8 protein-coding genes are annotated in these 13,192 nt (G+C 55.7%); 2 read left to right on the top strand and 6 right to left on the bottom strand.

What is annotated here, in order from left to right; genetic code table 11:
• Window positions 1-6: 6 nt before the first annotated feature.
• The 5 genes from aupA (J122_RS12265) to J122_RS12285 all read right to left on the bottom strand — a co-directional run bounded on the left by aupA (J122_RS12265) (window position 7) and on the right by J122_RS12285 (window position 8,929).
• Window positions 7-1,344, bottom strand: a complete 1,338-nt coding sequence (aupA, locus tag J122_RS12265; protein ID WP_061332578.1) for an alkane uptake protein AupA — start codon at window positions 1,342-1,344, stop codon at window positions 7-9.
• A gap of 359 nt (window positions 1,345-1,703) precedes the next feature.
• The gene (locus tag J122_RS12270) at window positions 1,704-4,766 is read right to left on the bottom strand and encodes an Ig-like domain-containing protein (protein WP_061332579.1); all 3,063 of its coding nucleotides are present in this window, start codon (window positions 4,764-4,766) and stop codon (window positions 1,704-1,706) included.
• Between the two features lie 10 nt (window positions 4,767-4,776).
• Entirely contained in the window at window positions 4,777-6,114 is a 1,338-nt protein-coding gene (aupA, locus tag J122_RS12275; RefSeq protein WP_061332580.1) for an alkane uptake protein AupA, read from the bottom strand.
• Between the two features lie 386 nt (window positions 6,115-6,500).
• On the bottom strand, window positions 6,501-7,019 hold the full coding sequence (locus J122_RS24805; RefSeq protein ID WP_061332581.1) for a PEP-CTERM sorting domain-containing protein: 519 nt from the start codon (window positions 7,017-7,019) through the stop codon (window positions 6,501-6,503).
• Between the two features lie 236 nt (window positions 7,020-7,255).
• Window positions 7,256-8,929, bottom strand: a complete 1,674-nt coding sequence (locus J122_RS12285; protein WP_061332582.1) for a LuxR C-terminal-related transcriptional regulator — start codon at window positions 8,927-8,929, stop codon at window positions 7,256-7,258.
• A 132-nt stretch (window positions 8,930-9,061) separates the two neighbouring features.
• Here J122_RS12285 and J122_RS12290 point away from each other — a divergent pair, with 132 nt between their 5' ends.
• Window positions 9,062-9,829, top strand: coding sequence for a class I SAM-dependent methyltransferase (locus tag J122_RS12290; RefSeq protein WP_197463845.1), 768 nt, complete (start codon window positions 9,062-9,064; stop codon window positions 9,827-9,829).
• A complete protein-coding gene (locus tag J122_RS12295) occupies window positions 9,830-11,509 on the top strand; it encodes a hypothetical protein (RefSeq protein ID WP_061332584.1) in 1,680 nt (559 codons plus the stop codon). It begins immediately after the preceding gene.
• Here J122_RS12295 and J122_RS12300 read toward each other — a convergent pair whose 3' ends face one another.
• Complete coding sequence (locus J122_RS12300; protein ID WP_061332585.1) at window positions 11,510-12,976, bottom strand: hypothetical protein; 1,467 nt, start codon at window positions 12,974-12,976, stop codon at window positions 11,510-11,512. It abuts the gene before it with no gap.
• Window positions 12,977-13,192 lie beyond the last annotated feature (216 nt).

The following is a 13,192-nucleotide window of genomic DNA, read 5'->3' on the forward strand; positions in this document are numbered from 1 at the left end:
CTCTCCTCAGAACTTCAGGGTGATGGAGCCGCTGACGACGTGGACGTCACCGTCTGCTGTCACATCGGTTTCATTGCCGTCAAAGTCGACCAGCGTGAAATCGCGCTTCTGCAGTTGCTGGTACTGATAGCCCAGGTCCAGCCGCACCGGGTAAGCCAACAGGCGGGTTCGGTCATAGGTGGCACTGATGCCAAGGCCAACGATGATTTTGTCGGTGTCCAGGTAGTTGAGTTCGGGATTACGCGTCGTTTTCAGCGGTGATTCTTCATAGGCAACACCACCTCGTACCGCGAAGTTCTTGTTCAACTGATATTCGCCGCCGAGGCGGGGAATGAGGATGTCGTCAAACCGGATACGGTTGCCCGGAGCGACAGAGCCCTGGTCCTTAATCGTGTCGCTGGCGAAAATATCTTCAAGCTCCGACCAGTTCTGCTGCTCGATACTACCGCCCACTCGCCAGCCGTCGCCGACATACTGTGTGCCAATAGCGAAGGTTTCCGGCTGGAAGGAGTCGATGGTGGTCACCGCCAGGCTCAGGCCCGGGTCTGGAATGGTCTGGGTAACGATGATGTTGGAGTCCACGGTGGTGGAGGCCGATGACTTGGTACGATAGGTGAACGCGGTCTCCCAGCCATCCAGGAAACAGTTGCTGTCTGGGCAGAAGGTGCTGCCAAGATCGACTCGGGTACCCAGAATGGTTTTCATGGAAGGCTCGGCGCTGACCGCCAGGCGCTCACGGCTGGTCTCACCGCCGAGGGTGGAAACCGCATCCAGGTTGGCGGTGGCTTCCAGAGTGATTCTGACCGAGGCGCCGACGGAAATACCGCGCCAAATCGGAGTGGCACCGCCGATATTCAGGAACAGAGGTTCACGGCCATACTGAAGGTACTGACCGGTTTCGCTGGTCTCGGACCCGAAGGCCAGCATTTCCTTGCCGTATTTCTCCACGCCGGCCACGAAGCCCAGGTAGATCGGGTGCTTGAAACGGGTCAGAGAGCCCAGGTTGGTTTTCATGCCGATCAACACGTGCTGGCTGGGTGAGCTTGATAGCACGTCGCCATCGGCATTGGGGTTCTTCGAACGCAACTCCTGCTCTGCATGGAGTATGCCGGCGGTCAACTCGCCGCGCTGGTCACTGGTCAATGACGCGGGATTGTAGTAGGTCGCGGACACCTGATCATTAAACATGGAGAGCGATTGAGCGGTGCCTACGTCAACGGGCATTACGCCGTAGCTGGTACCCAGGTTTCCCATACTGGCGTGAGCATTTAAAGAAAGGCCAGCAGTTGTTGTGACAATGGCCACGGACAGTGCCCGCAGGGCAAAGCGGTGAGAACCTATCATGTGTAAAGCTCCTGTTATTTTTGTCATTCAGGTGTTCATGCGCCGGCGATCATGCAGGCCGTTTTTCGTATCTACACCTCTATGCTGGATGTTAGCCCGCTTGTCTTTTTGGGACGTTGGCCCGGATGACGCAAATTTGCGTCGAATTGAACACAGAATTTCCCACCTATATGGTTAGACAAAAGCGGGGAGCTGTGTAGATCAATTCGGGTCAGGTTTGTTGGGGATTTGTGAGTAAATGTTTCTATGTGGCATGCGCTCGACATCAGCACGCAAGAACGCTCGGGTACTGACGATATGGCCTGGGAAGGGGGGCGAGTACTGAGAAAGAAAAGGCCGGCGAGTGCCGGCCTTGCGTTTTACTGTTGGGTAGATGGCGATATGTAGTTCAGGTAAAGCTGCTGTTCGGGTATTGTCAGTGCCAGCGAAGTGCGTGGGCCTAAGCCGAGGATGTTGCCCAAACCGCCCAGGGTGTTCCCGTCAATCACGATATTGGGGAGCTCAACGGCCTCGGTATTCCTTTGCACAATCTGCATGCGCCCATCGTCCAGAAAGGTGACGGGTCCCGAGAGCTTGAGGTTGTTAATCGGAAAGCTTCGCATATTGTGGTCAAGTTCGGTAAGGGGGATTTCCGGCTTCAGGTAAGGCGCGTCCATATAGAGGTCCAGCTCGGTTTCGAACGTAAGCACCCCCTCTCCATTGGTAAACAGATAGCCGCTGATCAGCTCGTTCCGTTGTTCCCCTTCATAACGCATGCGCATCAGCATCGGGCCGGTCTTTATGCTGTGATGTTTGCCGACGAGCCAGGCCACTAGATCGGAAATGCTCACATTCACATCAAGTTCTGAGGTGTAGAGCACTGAGGGGTAAAGCTTCACCGGTACTCTTCCCTGGTCATCCGGTTGGCCGATGACGGCAACGTCCAACATCGCGGTCATGTAAATGAACTTCTCTTGTTCACAAGTCTGACCGACGCGGCATCCGATATTGGCATTGTCGACCAGCGTGCTGTCCACACTTCCGGTTTTGTATCGAACCTGCCCCGAGTTCTCGACAGCGGCGTAGGTGCCTGATTCGTCTGGCTGAACCTTCTGTTCCGGATTGGTGATCTGAAAATCACTGTTGATATCGGCCGTTGGGAGGTTTCGCAGAGGGGTCAGAACGCCCGGATTCTCTGGGCCACCAGTGAAGTAGTTCTCCATGGCCGGGCCGCCGAAGGTTCGAACGGGGGTGCGAATGGATTGGCTCAGTACCTGGGTCTGGAGTGGAAGATTGGCGACCGATCGGATGCCATCTTCGCCAGATTCGAGGCGATACCGGTAGTGTGTGCCGGATTGCCAGCCGTCATTTGGAATTATTCTGAGTTCCTGTGGGCTTGTCTCAACGACAAAGTCAGTGAAGGCTTGCCACACGCCGTCTTTAAACTCGTCCATTCGTACCGTATCGTCAGCGATGATCGAGTCGCTTTTCATGATCTGCGAGAAACGCACGATGATCGGCTGCTGGCCAGGATGGGTGTGAATTGGCAGCAAATCATCTGTGCTTCTGCCGCCAGCACACCGGCCCTGGTTGCCGGCCTCCGGATTCGCCGGAACGTTAACCTTGGCGCATGGGTAACCGGGCAACGAGGTTAAAACCACGGGTGATTGGTTGCTCGGGTTGTCCTGATTGGTGCGCGGACGAGTAAACATCTTTTCAGTAGGTGTCAGGGCGTTGCCTGCAATATCCGTTATGCTGCCTGAGAGTGACAACCGGTACTCCCTGCCTCCCTCGAGAGGAGAAAGCGGTGCCACTGACAGTGCCGATCCGTTGAGTGTTAGCGAAACCGGCGTTGGCTCGTTCGGATTGTCCACCGGATACAGAGTAACGGAGCTGCTTGTTACCGTGCTCGGGAGCAAAGGCTCGGAGAAGAACACCGTAAGAGGGTCGCCCGGAAGCAGTTTGTCCACTTCGGCAGCCGCAGGAGACCAACTCTTAACAAACGGAGCCTCCTGGTCAGCGAACTGTTCCTGTGTTGGAGCATCTGCCTCAAAGCGGAAGCCCTCCAGCCGGAATGAGATCAACCCTGAAGCCTTGTCCACGCCCATGACATCGGGTTCGATAACGCCGACCGCTTCAATGGTCAAGGTGCCGTTTTCCACGATGGCTGTGCCCACCAGTTGAACGTGCAGCATCTGTTGGGCGAATGCGGCGTTGGCAGTCGGGTTGTCCGTGTTCAGGGCCATATCGATGAACAGTTCGACAAGCCGGGGAGCATCCTCTGCGTTGGTGTAGGGATTTGGCATCAGGAACCCGTTTGCGTCCGAAATAAAACGAACGCTCACGGCATCGGACTCAAAGCCGGCAGGAACAGCGCCGGCAACGTTGACTTCCACGCTTGAGCCCGTCATCAGAGAGCCCCGGCTTATCGCCAGGGGCACACTCTTGCCTTCCCTTTCGAACTTTGGAATGTAGCCCAGTTCGGCAAATACCACGCCGCCGGCAGTGGTAGGATTCTCCTCGCCCAGGAGTTGCGATTGCAGGTTTACGGTATTGAATTCTGCACCGGAAAGGGCAACTTCTCCGGGATTGGTGGCCGCTTTCTGGGCGGCAAACTGACGTTCGCCGTTCGGCGAACGGGTGTCCAGCGGCTGGAATGTCCAGGGGGCTTCCGCCGGCACGGTCAGTTTGGCGCCAAGTATTTCACTTTCAATGCCGTCGGTCACTTCGATGGAATAGGTTTGCGAAGGGTCCAGGTAGTCGTCCGGATCAATCGTCAACCGATGCCCCCGGAGGTACACTTCAGCTGGCACCAGTTCACCGTTGCTATCGCGCAGGCTGAAAGTGTGGCCATAGACCAACGTTGAGGCTTTCACCGGTTCGGTAAACTGAACCCGAAGCACCGACAGGTCGGTTGCAGGGTATCGGTCGTCATCAAGGGGGATAAATCGGGCAATTCGGAAGTCGATATCCTCAGCCTGGCTTAGCAGTGGCCCCTTGGCTGCCGGTTCGGTCTTGAAGACGATGCCATCGTTTGTGAGTGTGACAGCCTGGCCCGCCACTTCCAGGCCGTGTGCGGTGAGTGTGTACACCTGTCGAGGGGATAGCGGTTCAAGCGGCCTCACAGCCAGTCCTTTGTCGCCGGCGGTTAACGTCGCAGCGCCTAATGGAATGGTGTTGCCCTGGCTATCCTTCAGGGACAGGGTATTGGCGAGTTCGTCCTCGGGAGTGGTGATTCGATCAGTAAATCGCAGAAAAATGGGTGCTGACACGGGTACCGTACTGGTAAAAAGCTGTTGCCCGTTAGCCATAACCGGTGTGTCCGCCGGATAGGCGAAATACAGTTCCGGGGCTGCGGCTGGCTTGTTCACGGTTTGGCTGTCGCCACCGCAACCCACCAAAGCGAGACCTGCCACTGACAGTGCAAGAATTGTTTTTTTCATGGTGCGCCTCTCAGAACTTCAGGGTAACTGAGCCACTGACAACGTGGATGTCGCCGTCGGCCGTGACCGCTTCTTCGTTGCCGTTGAAATCAACGATCGTAAAATCGCGCTTCTGTAATTGTTGGTACTGGTAGCCAATGTCGAAACGAACTGGGTAGGCGAGCAGCCGGGTGCGATCGTACGTGGCACTAAGCCCCAGGCCCACTACTATCTTGTCTGTGTCCAGATAGTTCACTTCCGGATTGCGATCCGATTTGAGCGGGGACTCTTCGAAAGCAATGCCCGCTTGAAACGCAAAGTTTTTATTAAGGTTGTACTCACCACCCAGTCTCGGAACGAGGATGTCGTCGAATTTCATCCGGCTGGCGGCTGCAACACCCTGTTGATCTTTTACACTGTCGTTGGCGAATGCGCTTTTAAGCTCCGACCACTTTTGCTGCTCAATACTGCCGCCAATTCGCCAACCATCGCCCCTATATTGGGTGCCGATGCTGAGAGTTTCTGGTTGGAAGGAGTCGATGGTAGACACCGCGATGCTAAGGCCAGGGTCAGGGATGGTCTGGCTGACGATCACGTTGGACGATATGGTGGTAGACGATGACGATTTGGTGCGGTAGGAAATCGCCGTTTCCCACCCGTCCAGGAAACATGCCTGGTCTGGGCAGAAGGTATCTGCGTAATCGATATTAACGCTAAGAATGCTCTTCAACGACGGCTTGGCATTCACGCTGAGCTTCTCTTTCTCCGTATCGCCTGCCAGGTTGGAGGTGGCGATCAGTTCGGCCTCAGCTTCCAGTGTGATTCTGGCCGAAACCCCGGCGTCGATACCGCGCCAAATTCGCGTGGCACCGCCCAGATTAAGAAACAGAGGTTCTTTTCCGTACTGCAGAAACTGCCCCGTCTCGGATGTTTCAGACGAGAAGGCGAGCATCTCTTTTCCATATTTTTCCACACCCGCTATGAAACCGAGGTAAAGCGGGTGCCCGAAACGGGTCAGTGAGCCCAGATTGGTTTTCATGCCAATCAAGACGTGCTGGCTTGGGGAGCTGGAAACCACGTCACCATCCCGGTTTGGGCCGCTGGCGCGCAGTTCCTGCTCGGCATGCAGCAGGCCGGCAGTGAGCTCACCCCGGGGGTCCTTGGTCAGATAGGCGGGGTTGTAATAGGTGGCAGACACTTGTGTATTAAACATCGACAATGCCTGCGCTGAGGCAACATCAGTGGGCATCACGCCATAGGTGGTACCAAGGTTTCCCATGCTGGCACACACGGGTAACGACAGGGATAGACTGATCGCCGAAACAGAGGCGCAGAGAATCCGCTTACCTGCGAAATCAAAGCCGTGCATTGTAATTCTCCGTTGTTTTTTTTAGTCGCTTGTCGGTCTTGTGACCGATTTATCATTATTTTGTGATCATAAGCTGGACGGCGCACTGCGTGTGTGGCTTTGGTGACAGGTAAAGAGGCGTTTGAGGGTCAAGATTGATATAAGTCACTGTCTGGCATTGGGTTTGCGAGCCAGCCCGAGAAGTGCGGGAGGGATCAAGTTGTCCGTTTTGTGATGAGCTTCACATATTTTGGGGGTTCAGCCGTGTGTTGATGAGCGCGGTAATTCCGTTTGATGCGTAAAGAAACCTGACAGCTACTTCTATGGTGGGCCAGGATCAGCGTGGTCGCTAAAAACAAAGCCCCCCGATAGGAGGGCTCTGAAGAGACGGCAACGACTTTAGCTGTTTATGCAGTGCGTTGCAGCTTCCGGCGAACCGTCAGCAGTCCCAGGATGCCGAGGCCGAGAAGGCCCAGTGTGCCGGGTTCTGGTACGGTAACAGTTCCACCGTTGAACTCGGTCAGATGGCTGAGCTGAAGATTCTCTTTGTCCTTGAAGTAGTCCAAAAGCCGGAACACGCCCCAATCCATGTTGGGCTCGTTCTTGAACAGAACGTGTGTGCGGGCGTCTTTCAACAGAAAGTAGGACGGTGTGGTCAACAGTTTGAACGCGACGATACCCGAGTCTTCAACGGTGACCTGAAAGTTCGCGGGATCTGATTTTCCCGTAAACGTCAATGTGGTGCCAACGATACCTGATGCCCACGTTGCTTCCGTGGCGGGGTCCGACGGATTCATGTTTTCGATCTTTCCTAAGAATGAATCGATTCCTCCAACGTCCGTACCACCCGCGATGGTGTACGCAAAAGCGCTGCCACTGACACTGAAAGCCAGTAACGCACTGAATAACATGGTTTTGATTTTCATGATGACACACTCCTTAAGATCAGCACCTGTCGGTGACCAACGGCACCCTGTATCGATCTTTTCACTACCCATTCCTTAAGGGCGTGTAGTGTCGGGTTTCCATACGGATGTCATAGAGGGTAAAGCAATCGGCGGGCCAAGGTTTCAGGGCATTGATCGATATGGGATTTTTGTCTCGATTTATGCAAGGTGTGTAAAGTTACCTGACGTCTGATCGGGTGTGGCTGTAAAGGGACCTATCCGTGTTCTCGTGCGAGTCGGTTACCGGAGGCGTTTGCCATTGTCGCAAGGGCTTTGTAGAGCCGTTCGGTTTGCGAGACCGCCAATGTTAGCCCCTCGCCTTCAACCAGCTCGATGGTGAGGTCAGGGTTAATGCCCCGGAAAATACTCAGGTGAGGCACCGGGGTACTGGCATTGCAGTCGCCGTGAATAAGTGTCAGAGGGAGGTTCGGAGCGTCCAGCAAGTGCCCCCAATCCTGAATCATAATTCTGAGGTCCTCCAGATACCCGGCCCCGAGCTGATTGATATAAAACCCGTAGGCCGCGATCACCCCTTGTCTGAGGGAGTTTTTGCGAATTATATGCTCATCTGGCTCCACGCCCTCGAAAATCACTTTGGGCCACTGCTCCGGCCCGAGCTTCCTCATTCTCAGGATCAACAGCCGAACCATCAACCTGGCCAGCCAGGGCGCGTGGCGGGCGGCCTGGATGAAAATCGCCTGGTGAGCAGGCATGGCGTTAATCTGCTCCAGCTCCTTGAAAGGCGGAGCTGCGGAGACGGAAACAATGCCGTTTATCGCTATGCCTGGCTGTTTCAGCAGCGCAAGGGCGGGGATAAGGGCGACTTCATGGGACAGAATGGTTACCCGGGAGATCGACAGGGAGCCTAGCACGGCGAGTATATCGTGGCACTGGCTTTCCAGTGGGTCTTCGGATTTGTCCGAGGGTTCGGTCCTGCCATAACCGGCGCGTTCGACGGCAATGACATCCAGCCCAAACTGCGAAGCCAGTCGCCGTTCGTCCGGAAAGTCCCCGGCACCGAAGGAGGGGCCATGGAGGAGTAGCACGGGTTGCCCGCCGGGGCGGCCAAACCGGCGCCAGCCAATTCGCCGGTGATCACGGACTACCTCATGAATACTCATGGGATAGTCGTCGTAATGGGCAGACAGCAAATCCCCTTTCGCTTTCACGGTATCCATGGCGGTCGCTGCAGAAGCGGCCATGGTGGCAGCCTGTACCTGACTTTTAGCGCCCAGCTTCTGTAGCAGGCTTTTGATTTGCTGCCGGACGGTTGCCACCGAACTGCCTCGCTCTTCAGCGATCTCTTCCGACGAGCAGCCCCGTGATAGCAGCGCGAGGATATGGCGTTCACTGGCGGACAGGCCGAACACGTCTGCGAATGCCAGATCAATGGATTCCGGCCAGTGTTGTTGCAAGGCATTCAGCACGAAGGTTTTCAGTTTCTGCTGGTACATGCCCACGAGAATCAGGGGCAGGGTATGTTCGTCACTGCCTTTTCGGTAGGCCTTCAACAACGTGGGGCCCTGGGTGGAGGCGAGGCGTTCCTTGAACTGATGAAAGGCCTCCGGGCTGATGCCCAGGGCTACCAGGCCATCACCGGATTGCATATCGAACAGCTGGGCCGCGCCCACGTTCAGAGCAACAACCTGGCCAGACTCATTCAGCGCCAGGGCGGGGGCCGTGTGGTCGTTGACCAGTCTGTATAGCGGGTCGTGGCCCGTTGCACGCTCTTCCAGGTCGTGCAGCGCCGTAGACAGCTCCAGGGCAAGATCAGTCGGAAGGATGGACTGCGAGCTAAGATCCGGTGCCAGAGCGACGATCAGGTCGGCAAATTCCGCTTGCCTGGCGGCAACGGCCGAGATGAGTTCCTTGAGGTTGTTGTCTGACATCGGGCTCCACCGGATATATCCCATCAGTTAAACGAAATCAGGGAATTTCCGGATCACTTTATACCATGTGGTAGATGCCGCTTGGTGGCAGGCCCATTAATGTTAGCTCAAAACGCTGGGAGATACGGACAGGTGCTTGCAGATTACGCTGAAATTTTCCGGCACCGGGGTGGCAGTTACCATAAGGCCATGCTCACTGTGCCTCATGCGAGGGTGCTTGAGTTTAAACGGGCTTTAGAGCCCCTTATAGCAGACCTTGCAGCCCGTCCCGCCTTCCGGATAGCTGATGTGCCGTCTGGCGGGGAGTACCTGCGGAGTTTTCTGCCCGCAACGGTGGAGTACCATGGCTTCGACCCCAGTTCTGGCTTTAATACCGGCCCGGCTGAAGGTGGCGATCTGGCTGACTTGCCTTTCCCGGACCTATCGATTGATGCGTTTATAAGCCTGGCGGGGCTCCATCACTGTCTGGATAAGCGCCCTTTTCTGAATGCGTGTCACCGCACACTGGTACCCCGTGGTTTGCTGTCTGTGCTGGATGTCGGGTCCGGTTCTCCTGAAGCCCGGTTTCTCGACGAGTTTGTGGGTAAGTACAACGGCATGGGGCATGAAGGCGATTATCTCGGGCCTGGGTTCGTTTTGCAGTTCGAACCATCAAAATGGGATGTCCTGTCAGCGGGTATGGTGGATTGCCACTGGCAATTCGCCAGTAAAACCGAACTGTGCGAATTCTGCCGTGGGCTGTTTCGTCTGCAGGGCGTTTCAGACAGCCTGACCCTTGAGGCCGTCAGAAGTTACCTGGGCGTCAAACCGAGTATTGATTCGCAAGAATCTGTGCAAATGCCATGGCGCCTTTACCGAGTGGTGGCTCGCAAATGCGTCCCCAACCCGCAGGAGCACTGAATGCTGCAGAGACCCGATTGGGATATGCAGCCACCGGTTACGCGCTATTACGGTGGTTCAGATGTGACCCGTCAGCCTGGCTTCTGCGTGAACATCCGCCCGCCTTCGAATGCTTCGGAGCCGGTCTCACGGGCTTTTGTCACTTTGCTCGAACGCGCCTTTCCGGAACCCGGTTTTGGCCGATTACCGGAGCCTTCGGCTCACCCCGTCGGGCCTGAGACCTGGTTGGAATGGCTTGGGTACTGGCACCATCGAATCGTGCGGTTCGCCGGGTTGCCGGTATTCGAGGCGCCGAAGGCTTTGCCTTCGCCGGATATGCCCAATTACTACCTGGTGTACTTCCCCTCATACGAGGGTACGGAGAACGCCAGTTTATCGCTTTTGAAGTGGCTGTTGACGGTGTCCATGGCCCCCCAAACCGACACCCTTGTTCGTGAGGCAATGTCCAGCCTTGAAACCGTCATGAAGCCCCTGGCTGACTGTGCCCCGACCTCGGCCAACATCTCGAGGTTTCTCTTCGCCGCTTTCGAGGCGCGTTTGCCAGTGGTTAGTCTGGGGCATCACATGTTTCAGATCGGCATTGGTGCATCCGGTGTGTGGCTCGACAGCTCGTTTACCTCCTCAACCCCGGTGATGTCGGCCAATCTGGTGAGAAACAAAGCGGCCACCAGCGACTTCCTTGCCAAGGCGGGCATTCCGGTGCCCAGGCAGGCACTGATCATGGAGGAGGTGCAGCTGAAGCCTGTCGCCGAGGCACTGGGCTTTCCCTTGGTGTGCAAGCCGGCCGATCTGGACGGTGGTAAGGGCGTTCATCTGTACCTGGAAGACCTGCCTTCGCTGGCGGAGGCCTTCCGGCAGTGCCGGGAACTAACCGATCAGGTTCTTGTTCAGCCTCAGGTGCAGGGTCGGGATTATCGATTAACAGTGCATCGCGGAGAATGTGTATGGGCGATAGAGCGAGTGCCCGCCAGTGTGATTGGTAATGGAAAAGACACTGTTTCGAGATTAATAGAGCGTGAAAACGCCCGGCCGGAGCGTTCCGGCGCCGGCCTCAGCCCGCTCAAGCCTTTGCCTGGTGCGGAATCCGCGAAAGACTTGCTCAACGCTCAGAACCTCAAGCCAACCAGTGTGCCGGCAACAGGCCAGGTTGTTGTGCTGTCGCATTTACCGAATGTCGCCGCCGGTGGCCAGCCGGTTCCGGTCTACGCCGACATTCACCCGGACAACGCCGAGCTAGCAGCCAAAGTAGCGCGATTGTGCCGCCTGGACCTGGCCGGCATTGATCTGATCATGCCGGACATCAGTCATTCATGGCGTGATATCGGCGCCTGGGTGATCGAAGTGAACGCGCAGCCGGATATTGGCCAGACCACCGCTGCCCACCTGTACGGCAAATTGCTCGGAAGGATGCTGCCGGAAAAGCCGGTTGAGATTCGCTACGTTGAAGGGCGGGAGCGTGATGCCTGGGGTAGGGGGGATAGAGTGAGCCACAAGGGGCTTTTTTGGGATGGGTTGAGCTGGCAGCCGTTGCCCGATAAAACGGCCGAACGGATTGCCTGGGCGCGACAGTGCCTTTTGGATGATCAATGCCAAGGTGTATGGCTGGATGAGGTGAGTTGGAAATGGTTCAGGCAAGCCGCCACGGACTTGAGAATCCAATGGCGGCCGCAAGAAGACTAGTTAAATCACCACGGATGGATCATAGGAAATTGGCCCGAGCCCCGGAAGAGGAATGAACCTGGTTGGGCCATTTTCGCCATCGCGACAGACGTTATCTTCACTTGCTGTCGATATTGCCACAGCTGGATCGCGGTTGGTTTGAGTATTGTTCTCATCCACATACACGCGAGTCGTTTCCTGCGAGTTGCCATCTAAAAGGAAACTGATGCCCGCGACCAGTGGTGCGCTGGGTGTAGAGGAATAGCCAATCGTGGCACTTGTTGGGCAATCCAGCCGCGCTTGGTCTGATCTGCCTCTCAAGAAGCTGGCTTCGTCTCCAACAAACTCAAAGTCCGCGGTAATGAACTTATCATTGCCACCGTTTGACAGGGTTTCGATAAAGACCGTTTCGGCGTCCTCATCACTACCGAATACGATAGAGCTAGCTTCGGCATTTTCATCACCGCGGTAGGGTGATTCGACGTACAACTTGTAGATATCGTCTGGCGTGTTGTTACCCAACTCAGTTGGGGCCACAAAAACAGACGCAAAGTTGTTGAACTGCACCTGCGATGCTGTGCCACCATCGGGTGTGGTGGTGATGCTCAGGTTCGCTGCATCGAAGGCATACATGCCTTTGAAGTCGTTATCGGCTAAACGCTTCTGGAACAGGCGTGATCTGAACGGCTGAGCGTATTCAAAATTGCTCAGTGCGTTTTGTTGGGCCTGGGAGAACTCGCCAAAGACATGGGTTTCGGTAAAGCCAAAAGCCAAGCTGTAGGTGGTGTTACCCTTGGTCACAACAACCGGCTCTCTGGCTTCAAGGCCAGACGTGCCGAAGTTAAAGTGGAAGTTATCCATGATAATACGGCTGTTACCCATATCCCCGTTGCTGCTCTCTCCAACCCATTCCCGTATAAGTGCGACCTGGCCATTAATCGTGGCGACGACGGTGCTTGAATCGGCCGGGTCGACGAGTTCACAATCATTGAAGATCAGAAGGGCGACTTCTCTGAAGAGCGCTGCCGTACCGACGCCATCCGGGTATGCCCCAAGCTCTTCTTCGTTATTCGCAGTATCTTTGGAAGACACTTGAAAGGAATTGGCGGGTGTTCCGACGGCTGGGTCAGGCTGTGTTGCTAGAGCGCCAAAGGTGCCTACGCCACACTGATAGTTGGTGAAGGCATCTTTTGTATCAATCCAAAACGAAAGCCTGTCTGTGCTCGACGCAGTGCCGCCTTCAATGAGCTGCTGGCGTAAGAGGTTATACAGCTCGGCCGGAAACGCCTTCTCAGGCAACTCCTTCATCTCATCCAGCGCCGTCGCCGGATTCTGACTGAACGCAAACGCTGCCGGGAAAGTCGGCTCATCCGGCGTCATATCCTCTTCCACCTGCTGATTCCCAGAGGAACTGGAACCACCACAACCCGCCAGCGCCAGTGAGGTGGTTAAAACTGCTAAACCCAGAAGATTCTTCTTTGTGTTCATGGTCGACATCCATTCTGATCACGGAATTAAGTGCCCGAACAGAGTAGGAGAGCGACACAAACGGAGCATCTACCATCTGGTATAAAAGTTGGGTGTTCGGCGACAATTAGGATGACCGGTTAGCGACAATTATCTTGGCCGGTTGGGTGTAACAATTGGCCCCTTGTTTTCCATGGTGGAGCAATGGGTGCCAGGCCAACACATAACCAACCGACA

This window comes from Marinobacter excellens LAMA 842, assembly GCF_001574445.1.
In the GTDB taxonomy this organism is placed as follows: domain Bacteria; phylum Pseudomonadota; class Gammaproteobacteria; order Pseudomonadales; family Oleiphilaceae; genus Marinobacter; species Marinobacter shengliensis.